The sequence below is a fragment of the Pseudomonas sp. GCM10022186 genome, from assembly GCF_042656385.1.
GTDB lineage: Bacteria > Pseudomonadota > Gammaproteobacteria > Pseudomonadales > Pseudomonadaceae > Metapseudomonas.
In genome coordinates this window covers 169,302-187,680 of record NZ_JBHSOU010000052.1, presented here as the reverse complement: position 1 = coordinate 187,680, position 18,379 = coordinate 169,302, and the positions used below count along the sequence as shown (strand labels likewise).

The following is an 18,379-nucleotide window of genomic DNA, read 5'->3' as shown; positions in this document are numbered from 1 at the left end:
GATTCGGACGTGGCTCAGAGACCCAGGACGGTCTTGGCCAGGATGTTGCGTTGGATCTCGTTGGCACCGGCATAGATGGTCCCGGCGCGTTCGTTGAAATAGCGCAGGGGGGCCAGGGCAGCCGCGCGTTCGCCGAGGAAAGTGCCTCTGGTATGAGGTCGCAGCACCGGCCCGCCAGGGCGCCCGGCCTGGGGCTGGAAGGCCGCACCGTAGTGCCCGGCGGCCTCGAGCCCCAGCTCGGTGACTGCCTGCTGCAGTTCGGTACCGAGGATCTTCATCACCGAGGCGGCGGCCCCTGGCGAACCACCGCGGGACAGCGTGGAGAGGGTCTCCAGCTCGTACAGCTCCAGCGCGTTGACCTGGCACTCGACGTCAGCCAGGCGTGCCATGAACAGCGGGTCATCCGCCAGGTAGCCACCACGGTCGGCCGGCGCGCAACGCGCGACCTCGCGCAGCTCGCTCAGGCGCACCTGCATCTGCGGCGCGTAGGCTGCACCGCCGCGCTCGAACTCCAACAGGTACTTGGCCACGGTCCAGCCGTCGCCGATGCGCCCGACCACGTTGGCCTTGGGCACCCGCACGTCGCTGAAGTGGATTTCGTTCTGGATGTGCTCGCCGGTGAGGGACACGATCGGCCGCACCTCTACTCCGGCGCTGTGCATGTCGATCAGCAGGAAGGTGATGCCTTTCTGCGGCTTGTCCTCGCGCGCGGTGCGCACAAGACAGAACACCCAGTTCGCCACATGGGCGTGGGTACTCCACAGCTTCGTGCCGTTGCACACCAGGTCGTCGCCCTGCTCCACTGCCGACATGCTCAGGGCCGCCAGGTCCGAACCAGCTTCCGCTTCGGAGTACCCCTGGCACCAGAAGTGCTCGCCACTGAGCATGCGCGGCAGGAAGAAGTCCTTCTGCTGCGGCGTGCCGAAGGCGATCAACGCCGGCGCGCACATCTGGATGCCCATTGGAGAGACCGGCGGCGCCCCGGCGTAAGCCTTTTCCTGGGCGAAGATGTAGTGTTGCGCCACGCTCCAATCGCAGCCGCCGTGCTCCACGGGCCAGGTCGGCGCCAGCCAGCCGCGCTCGAGCAGCTTACGCTGCCAGCGCAGGCAGGGCTCATGGTCGCCATAGACGCTGGTCATCCAGCCCCCCGCTGCGCACAGCTCGTCATCGAGCTCGCTGGCGAAGAAGTCCTGGACCTCGCGGCGGAATGCTGCTTCCTCTTCGCTCCATTGAATATTCATCGCCTGGCCTCCTCTCAGTTCGAGGTCCAGCGCGGCTTGCGCTTCTCGGCGAAGGCGCGCGGCCCCTCCAGCACATCCGCCGAGCGGAACAGCGCGCGGGTTGCCGGGAAACCACCCTGGGCCTGATAGGACTGCTCCAGCGAGGGCTCTTCCAGACCACGGCGAACCGCTTCCTTGGAAGCACGGATGGACATCGGGCTGCACGCGACTATCTGCTCGGCCCAGTGCAGCGCCGCATCCAACAACTCCGCCGGCGCAACCACTTGGTTGACCAGCCCCAGCGCCAGCGCCTCTTCGGCCTTCACCGTGCGTCCGGTGAGGATCATCCCCATGGCCTGCTTCAGGCCGACCTGTTCCGGCAGGCGCAGCAGGCCGCCGGCCAGGGCGGCGAGGCCGACCTTGGGTTCCGGCAAGGCGAATGAGGCACTCTCGGAAGCGACAATGAGGTCACAGGCCAGGGCGATCTCGAAACCGCCGCCCATGGCCACGCCGTTCACGGCGGCGATCACTGGCTTGTTCAGGTCGAAGCGCGCGGTAAGGCCGGCGAAGCCGGTTACCGGTACCTCGACGCGCTCGCCCCGAGCCATGACGCTGGCGGTGTACTTCAGGTCGTTACCGGAGGAAAAGGCGCGCTCCCCCGCTCCGGTAATGATCGCCACCCACTGCTCGGGGTCGCGGGCGAAATCGTCGAAGATCTGCGCCAGCTCGGCGTTGGCGTCACGGTGCAGGGCGTTCATCTGTTCTGGGCGGTCGATGGTGACCAGGGTGATGTGATCGCGCCGCTCGACGCGGGCGTAGCGGTACACCGCTGGTTCGGCAACCTCACCCAGGCGGAAGCGCGGCTTGCCGAACACGTCGGTATGGACGAAGCCCTGGCTACCCACGGCATTGCGCTCCAGCGACAGCAGCAGTGCCATAACTGCTTCGTCCTCCGGGCAGACCCGCGCCATGGCCCGTGCCCCCTTGGGCGTGCGCAGCACCAGCACGCCCTGTTGCGGCTGGCCGTCGCGGGCGTGCAGCACGGTGTAGGTCTCGATCTGCGCAGGCCCGCTGTAGTCCTCCAGCAACGCCGGCACTACGCCCTGTTGTACGTCCACTAACTGCTGCAGAAATGCCGTGGGCGATAGCGGATTTTCCGCCGGACGCCGCCCAAGCACCAGGCTCTGGTGCTTGGTGACGAAGCCACCCTGGCCGTACAGCAGGCCACGGCCATCTGGCAGCTCGCGTAAGGCCCGGACCATGCTGCAGGCGGCATGCCCCATGTAGTTGTTCAGCGGGCCGCCAAAGAAACTCAAGCCACCGCATACCGTCGGTTCCAGTGGTCCGTCGGGATCCAGGCCGAGATTGGCCAGCGCCATCTTCGGCACCACCGGGAAGCAGCTGTACAGTTCCAGCCTGTCGAAGGCCGCTGCACGCCCGCCCACCAGGTCGACCGCTGCGTCGAGCACCGCCTCCTGGGCGGCGCTGCGGGAATAGTCGGCACGGTCGAGGAAATCATCCGGTTCGCTGGCGTTAGCACCACCCCAGACATAGATCAGTTGCTCTTCCGGCACGCCCAGCTCGCGGGCGCGGGCCAGGCTGGTGACGAGGATCGCCGAGGCCTGATTGACGTTGGGATTGGCCACCATCCACTTCGAGTAGGGCCAGCAGATCAGGCGGTTTTCCTCACTCGGCTCGGCAATGGCCGCCGCCGACGGAGCGTTGTCCAGCCAAGCATTGGGGTTGTTCCCTGCGACCCGCGCATAGCGAGCCCATAGCCGCGCCGACTCCTCACGGCCCTGGGCCGGAGTTAGGCCCTGGCGCGCCTGCCAGGCCATCTCGTAGAGCGGGTACATCTGCGCCGGCTCACGGATGCCGAGGGAACGTGCCAGCGGCCGGGTGGCGATGGAGTCATTGGCGAAGCGGCAGGCCTTGTCCTTGTCGGCCATCGGCGTCCAGTCCAGGCGAATGCCCTGCTTTCGCGCCTTGCCAATCGAGCTCATCGCCTCACCACCAACGATCAGCGCGCTCTGGGCCTGACCCGTTGCGATACGCAGTGCTGCCTCATGCAACAAGCGCACCGGCGTCTCGCCACCCATGGAGGCGTTCACTCGCCGAGCCGGGGTCATGCCCAGACGCTGGCAAAGGCTGGCGGCCGGGTCCTGGTAACGCCAGCTGACGAAACCCACCACTTCCAGGGACTCCACCTGCGCCAGCAGTTCAACGCCGGCGTCGCGCTCTGCGGCGCGCGCGGCGTGCTCCATGAGCGCCAGGGGTTCCAGGGCTTGCTGCAGCTCGGCGGGACGGTCGACGTACTCGCCGACGCCGATGATTACCGCGGTGGTAGCAGGATTGAGCATCTGCAGTTCCTCAAGGCAATGGGCCGAGCCCTTGTTGTTGTTCTGTGCCGAGCGCTCCGTAGAGGGAGTGGCGCTAGGTGCAATTAATCTAACAAGAATAGATTTAACTTGAAAAGCCCCATGCCGTGACAAGCCAGGTGCGCGGCTGAAAAAGGACAATCAGGTGATTGACGCTGATTTTTTATCTAATTACCGTAGTTAAATAACGCGACTTCCCCGCCCGCCGGATCGCTAAGACCCCGGTGGACCCACAACAACAAGAGCCCTAGAAGGAGTCACCATGCCTTTCGCCCTTGCCGCGCAGATGACCATAGGCGCAGAACCCGTCAACACCGAACGCCTGCTGGAAGTGTTCAACCCGGCTACCGCCGAGGTCATCGGCCACGCTCCCGATGCCGGCCAGGCCGAGCTGGATCAGGCCGTGGCCTGCGCCCGCAAGGCCTTCCCGGCGTGGAAGGCCACCCCCCATCAACAGCGCCGCCAACTGCTCCAGCAGTTCGCCCAGCGCATGGTCGAGCATGCCGACGAGCTGGCCGAGCTGTTCACCCTTGAGCACGGTCGCCCGCTGGCCATGGCCAAGGAGGAAATTCTCGGCGCGTCCTTCTGGATTCGCGGCATCGCCCAATTGGAACTGCCGGTGGAAGTGGTCGAGGAAACCGACGCTCGCCGCGTAGAGGTACACCACGAGCCGCTGGGTGTGGTCTGCGCCCTGGTGCCGTGGAACTTCCCGATCCTGCTGGCCGCCTGGAAGATCTCCCACGCCCTCGCCACCGGCAACACGATGGTGCTAAAGCCCTCGCCCTTCACCCCGCTGACCACCCTGCGCCTGGGCGAGCTGACCCGTGACATCTTCCCCGCCGGAGTGCTCAACATCATCAGTGGCGGTGACCACCTCGGCCCCCTGATGACCAGTCACAAGGGCTTCGCCAAGATCTCCTTCACCGGCTCCACCGCCACCGGCAAGCGCATCATGGAATCCGCCGCCAAGGATCTGAAACGCATCACCCTGGAGTTGGGCGGCAATGACGCCGCCATCGTGCTGCCGGACGTGGACGTCGACGAAGTGGCGCTGAAGCTGTTCATGGGTGCCTTCTTCAACAGCGGCCAGGTCTGCGTCGCCTGCAAACGCCTGTACATCCACGACAGCATCTACGAACGCCTGCGCGACAAGCTGCACCAGTTGGCGCAAACCCTGCCCATCGGTGACGGTATGCAGCCTGGCATGCTGTTCGGCCCGATCCAGAACCTGCCGCAGTACCGCCGCGTGCTGCAGCTGCGCAACGAAGCCCGCGACGCCGGTCTGGTCCTGCTGGAAGGCGCCGCAGTGCCAGAGCGGGGCTACTTCATGCCGCTGACCCTGGTGGACAACCCGCCGGAGGACTCCCGCGTGGTCGCCGAGGAGGCCTTCGGCCCGATCCTGCCGCTACTGCGCTTCAGTGACATCGACGAGGTGATCGCCCGCGCCAACGCCAGCGACTATGGCCTGGCCGGTGCGGTGTGGAGCAAGGACGTGGCCAAGGCCCTGGAGATCGCCAAACGCCTGGAAACCGGCACCGTGTGGATCAACCAGAACCTGGAGTCCTCGCCCCTGGTGCCGCTGGGTGGCCACAAGCAATCCGGCATCGGTGTGGAGAACGGCGTCGCCGGGCTGATGGAGTTCACCCAGCCGAAATCCATCTTCGTCCCCAAGTCCGCCTGACCCCTCTCCATGCGGCCGCGACCCGCCGGGATCGCGGCCGCCAACCCTGAACGGAAAAACTCCATGAACGACGCATCCTTGAATGCGGGCGTGCCACCGCGCGTGGATCTGTCCGACCAACTTGCCCTCGTAACCGGCGCGGGCAGCGGCCTGGGCCGGCGCTTCGCCATCGTGCTGGCCATGACCGGTGCTCGCGTGATCCTCTGCGGTCGACGCCGTGAGCGCCTGGTGCAGGTGGCCGAGGAAATCACCGCAGCCGGCGGTCAGGCCCTGGTCGAATGCCTTGACCTACGTGACGCCGCTGCACTGCCGGCGTGCATCCAAGAGATGACCCGAACCCACGGCACCATCGACATCCTGGTCAACAACGCGGGTATCGGGCGGACTGGTGCAGCGCTGGATACGCAGTTGGAGGAGATGGATGAACTCTTCGCCACCAATCTGCGCGCACCCTACATTCTCGCCACCGAGGTGGCCCGGCAACTGATCGACTCCGGCCGCCCGGGACGAATCGTCAACATCGCCTCGGTCGGTGCCCTGCACTACAGCAGCGGTATGGGGGCGGCGTTCTATTGCTCGTTGAAGGCCGCGGTTATCCGCATGAGCGAAGCCCTGTCGCTGGAGTGGGCAAAGCACGGCATCAACGTGAACGCCATTGCGCCTGGCCTGTTCGAAACCGAGATGACCGAAGAGCACCTAGCGCGCTTTCGCGAACGCATGGTCGAGCGCTTGCCGCGCAAACGTGCGGGCCTGCCGGAGCAATTGGACAGCACCCTGCTTTACTTGGTATCGCCAGCCTCCGAGTTCGTCACCGGCATCTGCCTGCGCGTAGACGACGCCCAGTATCCGCGCTGAAAATGGAGCTCCATGACCAGCCATTTGCCAGTTTCGAGATTCTTCGAGTCGCAGCGCCTGAAACTTTAATACGTCGAATGAGGCGAGCCCTCCATGCACCGCTGCTGGTGCATGGAGGGTTCGACCACTGCCGCAACTGGGATTGGGTCGCCGCGGACTCTCCGCCGACTGGCACATCATTGCACCGGACCTTTGGGGGCATGGCGACAGCCGCAAACCCAGTCAGACTGGTGCCAGCAAGGCGGAGCTTCGCCAGTTGATTTCCCAGGTCTCTTGCCTAGTACGATTGCCGTGGGGCGGACGTAGCTTCTTCACCCTGTGCGATAACGAAGAGCGCATCGAGCTTTTCACGAACGCCGAGGTGAAGTTAGTCCCACCGCAGGGCACTAGCGTCACCATGATTAGTTGGAGCAGTTCCTCCGAGACGTCAGGGAGTTTCAGATGCAGGATCTAGCTCCACTCGCACAAATTGTCTGCCGTTAAACGAACCTCACTTCTGCCCCATGGCAACAAAAGGAGTGCCGTGCAGGAAGTGTGGCAGGTGATAGACAATCGCTCTGTCCAGACAATGGCGTACCCAGGGGATTCCAGGTTTGCATAGCGAAGCAACCATGCGCGGACTCGCCGCTCGTAGGTCGTGCCTCTTGCCAGATACAACTCTGGTGTTTGGGGGCGCGCAGCTGTTTTCCCTGTTAACTGCCTCACGTGCGGATTCCTGTAGAAACAATCGGAGAGGAGCGAAGTAACGGTGACGATGCAACCCTGCTCAAGTTCAAAGACGATTCAGATTGTCGCCTTCCTCGCTCTGGCCAGTGAACTCTAGTCAGCGAGCAAACCAATACCGAGGACTAGATCCGACCTCATCAGGTACGCCCTGCCGAAGTGCGCAAACCGTGCGTACCTCACTTCGTACCGGTAGCGACGCGGCCCGTTCAGTGGATCCGTCTCGCCTGCTTCTCTAAGCCTATTTCCTTGGTTACCACGACTGCTAAGCACAGCAGTTATGGAAGCTCTGATCAAACTCCGCGGTACCTGCTGAAATCGCTCCCTCATTTCCAGAACATCTCAACCGTGACCACTTGGCAGGGCTGGAGCACCCACCGTCAGGCCGGCACCTATAGTGAAAATGTGACCATTGCAACGCGCTTCTCACAGCAGGAGGGCAGCGATGAACGCAGCAAAATGTCTGGCATTGATCATGGCCGCTGTCGGCCTGTGCGGGTGCGCAAGCTCGGCCAGCGATGCAAAGAAAGAGATCGTCTCAGTCAAATTGAACGCCACACCGAGGAATGCCGGGGAAATCGCTTGGGCAACGCTCGCGTCCCGGGGGGATGAAACGGACATTTCGTTAAGGGTCGGTGGCGTGCCTTTCTACGTGACAAGACCCGTCCACCTTTACACCTTCATCTACCCTGGCACCTGTGCGAGTCCGGGCGCCTCACCCAGCTATGAGCTGAACAGGACCATAACCACCTACCGCCTCGTCCAAGGTGATGTCTGGCGGTTGTCAAGGTCCGCTCCCGTGCCGCTCTCGACACTTCGCTCGGGCGACTACTCCATCGTACTTCGCACGGCGCCCGCAGACGGTGACTACGATATTTTCTGTGGCGATATTCGATAGCGCGCTGACAAGGCCTCATGCGCCAGGACACGAGAAGGCCCCATCCACAGAGTCTGTGCATTCGGTTTGTGGCTCCGAACATGGGACGCAGAAGGTGGGCCTCGACTCAAGGCCACGCGTTATGGTTGGTCGAAGCCACTACTGAGCCAGCCTCATTGGCGTTCCAGTGGTTAGCCCAGATGAATTCCAGGAAAAGTCCAGCCAGCCTTCTGCTCGGGAAGGCCTGCCCGTGGTCCTTTCAGTTCGGGAAATCCTTATGTGGACGCCTCCCCCGGCAGCGAGTGCTCGCGATATCTCCTCACGCTCGGCCAGCGTCAACGCCAACAGGGAGCACCTCCGGGTCGCCAGGCGTATCCCGCCGGTTTACGCCAGTATGCGTTGGAGCGAGGAATGGTTCCGATCGAATAGCGGCGCGATCTACTGGAGCGAGTCACCTTGCTTCCAACGATCCCGCATCAGTGCCCTCTGGCTTTCGGTGCAATGGATCCGGGGGTCTTTGCTGCATCTGCAACACTCCTCCTGGCTACCCAGGATCTAGTGTGTTGCATCCATCGGTTGAATCCACAGCCGAAAGCAGCCGATAGCGGGCAGCGGGCATTGATGTCCAGTTCACGCCGGACGGTGATGGTGTTCACCGGACCGATGTGCAGGTGCAACAACAGGCGGCTGCGTCGAGCGTAGTTCCTCAGCCCGAACCGCAAAGTTGGCTGTTGCGCGGAAAATGAGGCAACAATCTTCGCTTAGCTATTTTTTGACCAAGAATTGAGTTTCTAAGTTCTACGCTTTCGTACTCACCATTTCTTAACTACTTTAACGAGTATTTTCTTGCAATTTCAATTTTCACCCAAATCCGTAGAGCGCGTAGCGGTAATGACGATTTCTTCCACAAAACACAGTAGCCAGATGAAAATCACAAGGCATTGATTTTATTGAAAAAATCCAAAACAACCAAAACACCAACCCAAGCGAGCTACCCAGCCAACAAGTCCCTATGTCAAGCATGATGACTTAGCGACTTAATTTCTGAGGGTCGTCCGATGAGGTAATTTTCACCTAGGCACCTTGCCTTTTTTCCAGACCCCCTCCTCTAATAATATAAATATTTATTAAATATAAAATATATATAATAAAGAATAAGGAAAGGTAGAAGGACAATACTCCACCCTACGGGAGCCACCGTCCCCCTCCCTGCCGGCTCCTTACGGCCGCCCGCACAGGACTTCACGCGTCAGGTTCAGGCAAGCACCTGGACGTTAAGCGCCCCAGGGGCGCAACGTCGTCTGCACGCTAGCCAACGGAGCTGATGTCAGGCAGCTCGACTGGCTGCCGCACGGCGAGCGAACGTGGTCAATACCGCTGCGGGTTACCGGGGGGCGAAAAGCGCATCCAGCGGGCGGGGCATGAGTGACCAGGCAGATCGCGTCGCGCCCTGACGCTGAGCAAACGCCAGTTCAGCTACATGAAGGTGCGCTTCCTCAGTTGTGTTGAGCATGCTGCGCGTTGGGGATGCCGTCACCCTGCTGAACCTCACGATGGCTCGCCGACCTTTGCCGGCTGGCACAGGAAGGGTAGTCCCATGAATCCCCAGGCAGAATCTCCTAACAAGGTGGAGCGTGAAGCTGTAGCCTCGCCACCTGCTTCGCTGGACGCTCTTTTGAAAGCGTTGGGCTACCGAGCGGGGAGATCCGGGACGAGTTCAGACCTAGTTTTCGGTGAGGGTTTTGTCGCGTTCATAGTTCACGCTCAAGGACAAGGAGTGCCTGCACCCTCTTCTGCACCGAGGCCTTGGGGCATTGGTAAACAGTGGCTGCATTCCTGATCAACATGCCTCCTTCCAAGCACAGCTTGATCCAGGCGTGCAGGTCGGCATCAATGACGCGGCCTTTGTGCTTACCTTCGGCCTCTGCCTTCTTGGTCCTTTGAAGCCTGCGCAATCGCTCCTCTGCCGTCATAAATTGCCCCCTGGGTAAGCGCTGGCGCCGGCCTCCCGACTGGATGCCAGCGCACGGTAAACGGTGGCTTGGCCAACGCCTACCTGCTGGGCAATCCTGGCTTTGGGCATACCTTCGCCAGCCAGGCGCAGTATGGCGGCTCGCTTGTCCTCGTGGATGGGCTTGCGCCCCTTGTACTTGCCGGCCTTCTTCGCTTTGGCAATCCCCTCGCGCTGCCGCTCGAGCATCATGGTTCTCTCCCACTCGGCCACCCCGCCCAATACGGTCAAAATCAGCTTGCCGGTGGGTGTGCTGGTATCCAGGCCCAGATTGAGGATCCGCACCTCAACCATCTTTAGCTCCAGTCGGCGCAGGATCTGGAGCAAGTCCCCGATCGAGCGGGCCAACCGGTCAAGCTTGGTGACAACGAAGGTGTCCCCCTCGCGGGAAAACTCAATCGCCGCATCTAACTGGGCACGATGAGCAACGGATGACACCTGCTCCTTGAATATCTTTTCACAACCGCACCGCTCCAGTTCACGCAGCTGGGCCTCAAAGCCAGCCTCTTGCTCAATGGTTGAGGTGCGGGCATAACCAATATCCATCGTTCTTCTCCCATATACGCTTTAGATGCTGTGATAGCCTACCTCTCAAAAAGAAAACCCTACTTATATGGGAGGTTTAGGCCGGGACTTCCCTGCATTCACATGAGCCAGCCCTTTTGGGAAACCGCCTGAAACCTCCCGGCTTTGATTAATGGAAACCCAAGACAAATAAATACATACAAGTCCACATACATATATATAACAACACACCACGCCAATCACTAAATCAGCAAGATTATTTTGAAATATCCGCAGGAAGCCACCAATAATACTCATACAATAATCGACCACCCCGCCCACACTTTTTTAAAAAACAAAAGCCCTCACCACTCAAGACAGAGCTTCTCACCATATTTTCTATTCTAAAAAAACCATCGGTACACTGTACAAAAACACTGAAAATAGCCAATCCATCTTGAGACATCACCCACTACACAACTTAGACCCCAAGTTATACATTTCCGAAAAATCAAACCGACCCAACTAACACCTTACCCCAGGCCCTCTACGTTTTTCTAAAGCTTAACCTTGTCAAATAACGTGCCTGCGAGAAACTACGCCCAAGAAAATGGCCGAAAGTTTCCTAAGCCGCTTAGTCGGCTGTTGAGGGTATGCAATGAATTGAAGCAACCGTCGCACTGCTGGACGAGGTCAGCGCGGTTTGCCTGCCACTCTCGGGGAGTCAATTGGGACAAATCCTGGGATTCGACAGATCTCGGGCGCACTTCACCGCAACATTACGCCCAACCCATCTGACCAGCGTGCACTGCTCCATTTGCAGTACGCCACGTCGAGTAACTGCGTGGTGGGTGAGTGACCGAATGGGCCGACTGGCTGGATCTGGTGTCGCGCTGAACCCAGCGCTCACGAATCTCGCTCGAAGGTTAATACCAACGGCTACCCATCTGCCCTGGCCAGCCTGCCTTGACACACCTTCAAGACGCTCGCAAGCGTCGCCTGGTCTCGACAGTCAGGGGCTTTGAGATCAGCAGCTGGTGATGGGGAGTTCCACCATGCATACCAGCGTCTCGGGGGGGGGCGTGAACAAACGCATCAAGCAGATACCCATAGCCTACTTTTCCGGAACTGCGCAAAAAAAAAAATTTCAAACGGGCGTAAGAAATCGCATCAAAGCGCTCAAGAACAAGGCTTTCGGGCTATTTGGCTCCGGCACTTTTGCTTAAAAAACAAAGCAACATTCCCCCGGAAAACGAGATAAATCCATGTCCTCTGCCAACGCATTCGGAAAAGTCGTCTCATACTTGAATCACGCAGTAGATGCACGTAGTCATAACCGAATGGAGCTAGATGCATGGATAGCAAGGACGAATCTGTAAAAAAACCTGAATGGAATACTGACGATGCTACCTTCAAGGTCATCAAGACTGGCACGCTCAGTCACGACCATTTGACGATCGAGGCCAGTACCCGGGGCCCCCAGTTCCGCCAATCCACCGTTCTCTACGACGCCTTGGCCTTGAGCTACAACCAGCTGGCTCTGGGGGATCTACTGATGGTGGATCTGCCCAATCGCCCCTCCACCAGCAACCTCCGCAAGGTTTTCGAAAAGCGTGGACTGAACGAGTCTGACTGCCGCATTTTCCGCCCTACGTTTGACGAGCAGGGCCAGCGCTACCCCAAGCACAAACGCCCTCTTGTCTTGCAGCGCTGTACTGACCAGAAGATGCGAACTATTCAGCCATTTCAAACTTTGGCTGAACACATGGCTAAGGAAGCCACGCAACGTGGCACCCCATGAAACCTCACGCAACCTGAAAATTCAGAAAGTCCCGGACCTGCTTAGCAATTATAAAAAACAATCCAGAAGCTTATTAATTATCAAACCGAAGACTGAGAAAAATAACCGCCCCATAAAGCAAGAGCGGAGATCAAGTATCATCCTCAACTCATTGGCGGCTTCTGCCCCAACCCTCTCAACTACACACACTTCACTCATAGGGACTATCTGGGCGATCTATAAATATAAATAACAATCACTCCCAGCAATTAAATTAAAACACTGCCGAAGAAGGCCTGGCATATTCCATCCGTCATGCCCAAATACTTCTTCGCGCCCCCATTTTATCTCACAAATTTCGCTGACCACTTGGATAACGCCGTATTCGGCTGGCTCGCCAATTGTTTTTCGATCTGCGACCGACAGGCATAAACCAGACCACTTTCTGCCGGAGTTATATACCGGCGACGTCAAATTTATTAACCCGAGAGGAATATAATATGTCGTACCACTATTTCCAGCGCTACGAGCATGATGCGTGGACGCCTCTGCACAGCAACAGCGACCAGGACCCGGTGGCACTGGCCAAGGCCGCAGGGGCAAAGAAACTGACCATCCTGGCGCTGAACCAGATGGTCGCCGACGGCACCGACCCGGACGTGCCGCGCAACCGCGACAAGCTGGGTTACCGGGGGCCGTTCTACGTCGACATCGACTGCAAGGACGACCTGCCGCAGGCCATCCGCAGCGGCCAGGAACTGGTCGGCAAGCTCGTCACCATGGGCGTGCCGAAGTCAGTGATCCAGGTCTACCTGTCCGGTTCCAAGGGCCTGCATGTGCTGGTCCCGGAAAGCCTGTTCACCGGCAGCCGGTTCATGCTGCGCCTGCCGGAAATCTACAAGGAGATGGCCCGCGAGCTGTTCGTCCTCGGCCTCGACTACGCGGTGTACAGTGGCGGCCGGGGCAACAGCTTCCGCATCGCCAACCTGCAGCGCGCCGATGGCAACTACCGCGTGCCGGTGACCGCCGACGAGCTGGAGACCCTGGACGAGGCGACCTACCGCGAGTGGGTGAAAGGCCCGCGCAACATCGAGTTCGACGACCCGCAGGGGCTGGTGGCGCATGAGCTGAAGGCCAGGTTTGAAGAGGCCAAGAAGCGCGTCAACACCAAGCCCAAGGTGGTGATCATCGCCAGCTCGTCGGACATGGAGAAGATCCGCGAGCCGGTGCCGGCCTGCATCCAGATGCTCTGCGACAACAAGGACATCAAAGGCGACGCCAGCTTCAACCAGCAGGCCACCCAGCTCGCCACCTATCTGGTGCGCGCCGAGGTGCCGCAGACCGTCGCCGACAGCCTGGCCTCGCGGCTGGCCAGCAACGGCAAGTCGAGCACGTACAGCACCGCCAAGGCGCGCCGCGACCACATCGAAGCGCAGGTGCGCTACGTCGGGCACACCCCTAGCTTCAGCTTTGGCTGCAATCCCATCCGCACCCTGCTGAGCAAGCGCCCGTGCGAGGGTTGTCCGATCGCCGCAGGGAGCAGCAACACGGACGACAACGATCTTAGCTTGAGGGCCGAGGTATTGGCCGACGGCTACTACGTGAAGGTCGGCGACACCAAGCGGCGTATCACCAACTTCACCCTCCAGCCGCATGACGTGTTTATTGACGTGCCACAGGATGGCACCAGTCCGCGCCGCGTGGCTACCCGCATGGCGGTGATGAAGGGCGGCGTCGAGCTGGGCTCGGTGCTGCTCAAGGAAGACTCTTTCCTCAGTCGCAGTGCCTTCTGCCGCGAACTCAGCGGTCTCGGCGTGAGCTTCCAAGGAACCGACACGGACGTACAGCGGATCATGCTGGCTGTTCACCAGGAGGATCAGACTGTGGGAGAGATTTACCAAGTGTACGCCTGCGGGGTTCACCTTGATTTCATCGACAACATCCCGGTATTCACCTATGTCGAGCCGGACATGAGCGTGAATTCGGTCAAGATGCGCGGCACACACCAATACCTCGGCACCCTACAGGCGCGTCCGTACTTCGCCCACTGCACCATGGCAGAGAAAGCGGATTTGGAGATCGACGCTGCGCTCACCAACCTGCTCAAGATCAACAGGCCTTACGAAGTCGGGATGATGGTCGGCTGGTCCGTGGCCTGCCACTTCCGCACCCACCTGATGCACCTGTTCAGCCAGTTCCCCGTGCTCTCCCTGTGGGGCAGTGCCGGCTCCGGCAAGTCGATGACGGCGGGCCTGATCACCTGGTTGAACGGCACTGACTACATGCAGCTCGACAACGGCGTCAGCGCCCCGTCGACCTCGCACTACGGCATGCTCGACTACCTCGCCGGGACCACTACCGTGCCGCGCATTGTCGAGGAATACAACCGCTCGAAGATGACCAGCTCGGCCTACAAGGACGTGGGGGAACGGATCAAGGCAACCTGGAACGGCGAAGCAACGCTGAAAGGGCGGCCGAACTCGCGCAGCCTGAGCCGCTTCGGCGCCGAGGCGGTGGCCATCCCGGCGTCGGCGCCGTGCATCGTGATCTCCGAACAGGAGATCGAGGTGCCGGCAATTCAGGAGCGCAGCATTCGTGTCCACTTGACCAAGGTCAAGCGTGGCCCACGCCGTGACTATTTCAATTTCGCGAAGAAGAACCGCCAACAGCTGCGGCGCCTGGGTAAGACGCTCATGACGAGCGCGCTGACCACCTCCCTTGCCGAGGTGGAGAACCTGATGGGCGAGGCGTCCAAGTTGCTCCCGGAGGATATGGATGACCGCCCGCGCTACTCGCTGCAGGTCGTCTTGGTGGGGCTGTGGAAGCTGCGCGAGGTCTGCGTGCAGCAGCAATTGCTCGAGGCCCTCGCTGAGCTCGAACCAATCATCCAGATCGTCACTGAGCGCTCCAGCGGTGCCGGCACCGCCTACGTGCAGAGCGAGATCGACCTCGTGATGGAGAAGATCGCGGTGCTTGTGGCGATCTCCCGCGCCGCCGACGAGGCGAAGAATGGCCAGGTTTATCTGCACGAAGGCCTGCAGTACACGATCACTGAGCAGCACCTGATCCTCGACCCGGTCCTGGCCCACGCTGCCTACACCCGCTACTGCGCGCAGGAAGAGCGCCGCGCGCCGGTGATCGACAACGGCAAGCAATTCCTGAAACTGATCCAGGAGGAACCCTACTTTGAGAAGTGCGAGCCGTATGCCGGTATGGCCGACGGGCGGGAAATGCTCTTCCTGTCGCTGAAGATGCTGAAGGGAAAGGGGGTGGACATCAGCATGCTGGGCTGCGGGAGTGCTGTATGAGTCGCCAACTAGCCCTGTAATAACCCACTCCAACCAAGACCAGTCCCTTGTATCAATTACCAGTTCATCGTAGGTGTGTAAGGAGAAAAGAATGAATAAAACGAATCCCATTACCCCTATCGCCGTGAGCGTTGAGGAAAGCACTCATTACTCTGGCCACACGCGCTCTGCGACCTATGAAGCCATTTCCAAGGGGGAACTTATTTCGTTCAAATCAGGCAAACGGCGTCTCATTCTCGTGAAGGAATTGGAGGCCTGGCTGAACCGCCTCGCAAAAGAAAACGCCCGGTAGACGGTTACGCTATCCAAGGCAAACTGATCGACTACCCTTCACCAACCCACCTTTGGTGAAGGGCAGTCACCTGCGTTACGCACCTTATTGCTCTCCCACCGCGAGGCTGAGTCATTCGAAGCCATGCTCCTTTGGGACGACCGGACACCGTGTCCCCTGAAGAACAGACTCAGCCAAAAACCGCCTTCTGCCAGTGTTCCTCACTCACGATCGCAAGAGGCGCTCCGGCGTCACGAAGTTCAACGGCTTTCTTGATCTTGGTGCCGTAGGTGCTGTGCAACCACTGTTCATTGCCAATGGCGCCAACCACCAGGTAGTGGATCTTCTTGCTGACGCCCGCGCCTATCTGGCCGCCGCGATCGATAACCAGCGCTTCGCAGTCCTTGCGCGGACCGTAGGCCATAACGCCGGTAAACACGAACAGACGACCGTTCCACTTTAGTTCCGGAGCCGGCCTGCAGAGTGGTAGATCAGTGGGTGGGGTGTAGGCATTGTCGCTTGCGCGAGGCCGGGCAGTGCTCAAGCCGGCGAAGTTGCGCAGGGTGGTCAGCAGTTCGGCTGCTTCCTCTGCATCAAGCACGCCGTCAGCGAGCATGTCGGAAAGGCGGCGGTAGAGAAGGTTGATTACTGGATCGTCTAGGTGTGCAAGATTGCTCGCGATCCAGTTCTCCAGAAACTCAGCCTCTTGCTGGTTAATCCGTCCGTCTGCGGTGATGCCAGCGGCAAGACCAACCAAGGCATCGGCGGAGCGTCGGTCGATGCGGGCTTCATGGAAGAAACGACTATTCTGGAACTCCTCATGCAGGTCAGCCATTGCTCTCTCCTTCGTCTGCGCTGTTCTGTTGCTCGGCCAGCTTTGTAACGTCAGGCGTGAACGTCACGACCATGCCTGTAGAGGAGCATGTAAGGGTGACTTCAGCTTCTAGGTCGATTTCCAGATCTTGGCCCCGCAAGCCCTGCCATTGGGCCAGATAGGAGAGCGCGCCGAACTTTTCCTTCTTCTTCAGTTGGCGCGCAACACCGCCTTTCCAATGCAGGGGCGGCAGTTCTCCGGCATTGCAGCGAGCTGCCAGGTCAGGATCCTGGGCGGCTAGAACGCGGCCGGTTTCCCAGCACTTGATCAGACCACGGTCGGGCCCTTGCCAGGTTTCTGCCCAGCTCTGCTTTGTACGGTCAGGTGCCGAAGAAGGATGACGAATGAGGGAGGTGCCTACCATGGTGATCTCCGCTGTCCATGCATTTTGGGAATTCTGCCGTCACGCGAAGCCATCGAGCTACAGCTGCACCAGGCTGAACGTGCTGGTCAAAATTTTGAGCTGCACTGCGGAAATGAAGACTAGAACATCAGAAGGTGATGGATGGGGGAAATTACAAGGCGGGCAAGCAGACCAGCCTGGCTGGTGCAGTGACACAGCAGTTCCATTTGCACCCACTATGCACCCATGGGAATCGGCTCAGTTGGCTGCGAGTAGCTGGATGCCGCGACGTATATGGCGTCCCAGAGTGGGTTCGAACCACCAACCTTCCCCTTAGGAGGGGGATGCTCTATCCAATTGAGCTACTGGGACGCGGCAGGCCCGCCGGAGTTGGCGACGCCTGGGGGACGGGCGGCATGTTAGCGACGTCCGCGCAATTTGTCATGCCTCGCGAGACAGCTGTCCCGCGAGGCCTTGCGATCAGCGACCGAAGCGCTCTTCGGCGAGGCGATCCGCCACCGCAGTGGTGGTGCGGCCTTCGCTGTCGGCGCGGACGAAAATCTCCCGCAGGGTTTCGCCAATGCCCTCGACATGCTGCTTGAGGGCGGCTTCGCTACCGCCGCTGCGCTCGTACCAGACGTCGATGATGCCGCCGGCGTTGATGGCGTAGTCCGGCGCGTAGAGGGTGCCGCGGCGGCGCAGTTCTTCGGCCAGGCCGGCGTCGGCCAGCTGGTTGTTGGCGGCGCCGGCGATGATGGGCGCGCGCAGGGCTTCGAGGGTCTGCGGATTGACGATGCCGCCCATGGCGCAGGGGGCGAAGACGTCCACATCGAGGCCGTAGATGTCATTCTGCCCAACCACCTGGGCCCCCAGTTGCTCGGCAGCACGGCGGGCGTTGGCTTCGTGAATGTCGCAGACCCACAGTTGTGCACCGGCCGCTTTCAGGTACTGGGCCAGGCTGAAGCCCACCTGGCCGACGCCCTGGATGGCCACGCGCAGGCCGGCCAGGTCATCGCGGCCGAGGCGGTGCTTCACCGCCACGCGGATGCCGACGAAGGTGCCGTAGGCGGTGGAGGGCGACGGGTTGCCGTCGCGCACGCCGCCGCCCAGGGCTTCGCGGGTGCCGGCACCGGCCACGTGACGGCTGCGCTCGGCCATGATGCGCATCTCGGCGACGCCGGTGCCGGAATCGGCGGCGGTGATATAGCGGCCGCCCAGGCTGTCGACGAAGTCGCCCATGGCCTGGAACAGCGCTTCGCTCTTGTCGCGGTGCGGATCGCCGATGATCACCGCCTTGCCGCCGCCCAGCGGCAGGTTGGCCAGGGCGGACTTGTAGGTCATGCCACGGGACAGGCGCAGCACGTCGCGCAGGGCCTGCTCGTCGTTCAGGTAGGACCACATCCGGCAGCCACCCAGGGCCGGGCCGAGGTTGCTGTTGTGGATGGCGATGATGGCCTTGAGGCCGCTGGCCTTGTCGTGGCCGAAGACCACCTGCTCGTGCTGATCGAACTCGACATGGGTGAAGACGGACATGGAGGTTCCTCTGAATTGTTG

13 protein-coding genes, 1 tRNA gene and 1 pseudogene are annotated in these 18,379 nt (G+C 60.5%); 7 read left to right on the top strand and 8 right to left on the bottom strand.

Annotated features, from left to right (window positions below; translation table 11 throughout):
- Positions 1 to 14 precede the first annotated feature (14 nt).
- Together ACFPU0_RS17985 and ACFPU0_RS17980 are read right to left on the bottom strand one after the other, a co-directional pair.
- Positions 15 to 1,241 carry an acyl-CoA dehydrogenase family protein gene (locus ACFPU0_RS17985; RefSeq protein ID WP_377694622.1) on the bottom strand — a complete coding sequence of 409 codons (1,227 nt, stop codon included), beginning with the start codon at positions 1,239 to 1,241 and terminating at the stop codon, positions 15 to 17.
- 14 nt (positions 1,242 to 1,255) lie between these two features.
- Complete coding sequence (locus ACFPU0_RS17980) at positions 1,256 to 3,580, bottom strand: enoyl-CoA hydratase-related protein (protein WP_377694621.1); 2,325 nt, start codon at positions 3,578 to 3,580, stop codon at positions 1,256 to 1,258.
- 280 nt (positions 3,581 to 3,860) lie between these two features.
- Here ACFPU0_RS17980 and ACFPU0_RS17975 point away from each other — a divergent pair, with 280 nt between their 5' ends.
- From ACFPU0_RS17975 to ACFPU0_RS17965, 3 genes are all read left to right on the top strand, one after another.
- Positions 3,861 to 5,279 (top strand): aldehyde dehydrogenase family protein, encoded by a 1,419-nt coding sequence (locus ACFPU0_RS17975; protein WP_377694620.1) that lies wholly within the window; start codon positions 3,861 to 3,863, stop codon positions 5,277 to 5,279.
- A 63-nt stretch (positions 5,280 to 5,342) separates the two neighbouring features.
- Positions 5,343 to 6,134, top strand: coding sequence for an SDR family NAD(P)-dependent oxidoreductase (locus ACFPU0_RS17970; RefSeq protein ID WP_377694619.1), 792 nt, complete (start codon positions 5,343 to 5,345; stop codon positions 6,132 to 6,134).
- 1,168 nt (positions 6,135 to 7,302) lie between these two features.
- Positions 7,303 to 7,755 (top strand): hypothetical protein, encoded by a 453-nt coding sequence (locus ACFPU0_RS17965; protein ID WP_377694618.1) that lies wholly within the window; start codon positions 7,303 to 7,305, stop codon positions 7,753 to 7,755.
- A 213-nt stretch (positions 7,756 to 7,968) separates the two neighbouring features.
- On the opposite strand, the pseudogene ACFPU0_RS17960 reads toward ACFPU0_RS17965, so the two are convergent.
- Together ACFPU0_RS17960 and ACFPU0_RS17955 are read right to left on the bottom strand one after the other, a co-directional pair.
- Positions 7,969 to 8,211 (bottom strand): annotated as a pseudogene (locus tag ACFPU0_RS17960) (IS30 family transposase); the annotation flags it as partial.
- Positions 8,212 to 9,703: 1,492 nt separating this feature from the next.
- The gene (locus ACFPU0_RS17955) at positions 9,704 to 10,291 is read right to left on the bottom strand and encodes a recombinase family protein (RefSeq protein ID WP_377694616.1); all 588 of its coding nucleotides are present in this window, start codon (positions 10,289 to 10,291) and stop codon (positions 9,704 to 9,706) included.
- A 1,013-nt stretch (positions 10,292 to 11,304) separates the two neighbouring features.
- Here ACFPU0_RS17955 and ACFPU0_RS17950 point away from each other — a divergent pair.
- From ACFPU0_RS17950 to ACFPU0_RS17935, 4 genes are all read left to right on the top strand, one after another.
- Positions 11,305 to 11,475: a hypothetical protein gene (locus ACFPU0_RS17950; RefSeq protein WP_377694615.1), complete on the top strand. Its 171-nt coding sequence runs from the start codon at positions 11,305 to 11,307 to the stop codon at positions 11,473 to 11,475.
- Between the two features lie 128 nt (positions 11,476 to 11,603).
- Positions 11,604 to 12,050 (top strand): hypothetical protein, encoded by a 447-nt coding sequence (locus ACFPU0_RS17945; RefSeq protein WP_377694614.1) that lies wholly within the window; start codon positions 11,604 to 11,606, stop codon positions 12,048 to 12,050.
- Between the two features lie 554 nt (positions 12,051 to 12,604).
- Entirely contained in the window at positions 12,605 to 15,337 is a 2,733-nt protein-coding gene (locus ACFPU0_RS17940; protein ID WP_377694613.1) for a hypothetical protein, read from the top strand.
- A gap of 91 nt (positions 15,338 to 15,428) precedes the next feature.
- Entirely contained in the window at positions 15,429 to 15,629 is a 201-nt protein-coding gene (locus ACFPU0_RS17935) for a helix-turn-helix domain-containing protein (RefSeq protein ID WP_377694612.1), read from the top strand.
- Between the two features lie 169 nt (positions 15,630 to 15,798).
- On the opposite strand, the gene ACFPU0_RS17930 is transcribed toward ACFPU0_RS17935, so the two are convergent.
- The 4 genes from ACFPU0_RS17930 to ACFPU0_RS17915 all read right to left on the bottom strand — a co-directional run bounded on the left by ACFPU0_RS17930 (position 15,799) and on the right by ACFPU0_RS17915 (position 18,358).
- Positions 15,799 to 16,443: a BRCT domain-containing protein gene (locus ACFPU0_RS17930; protein WP_377694611.1), complete on the bottom strand. Its 645-nt coding sequence runs from the start codon at positions 16,441 to 16,443 to the stop codon at positions 15,799 to 15,801.
- Entirely contained in the window at positions 16,436 to 16,846 is a 411-nt protein-coding gene (locus ACFPU0_RS17925) for a hypothetical protein (protein WP_377694610.1), read from the bottom strand. Before ACFPU0_RS17925 ends, ACFPU0_RS17930 begins: the two co-directional genes overlap by 8 nt.
- Before the next feature lie 274 nt (positions 16,847 to 17,120).
- Positions 17,121 to 17,197: transfer RNA gene (locus ACFPU0_RS17920), tRNA-Arg, on the bottom strand.
- A gap of 108 nt (positions 17,198 to 17,305) precedes the next feature.
- The gene (locus ACFPU0_RS17915; RefSeq protein WP_377694609.1) at positions 17,306 to 18,358 is read right to left on the bottom strand and encodes a Leu/Phe/Val dehydrogenase; all 1,053 of its coding nucleotides are present in this window, start codon (positions 18,356 to 18,358) and stop codon (positions 17,306 to 17,308) included.
- Between the last annotated feature and the right edge of the window lie 21 nt (positions 18,359 to 18,379).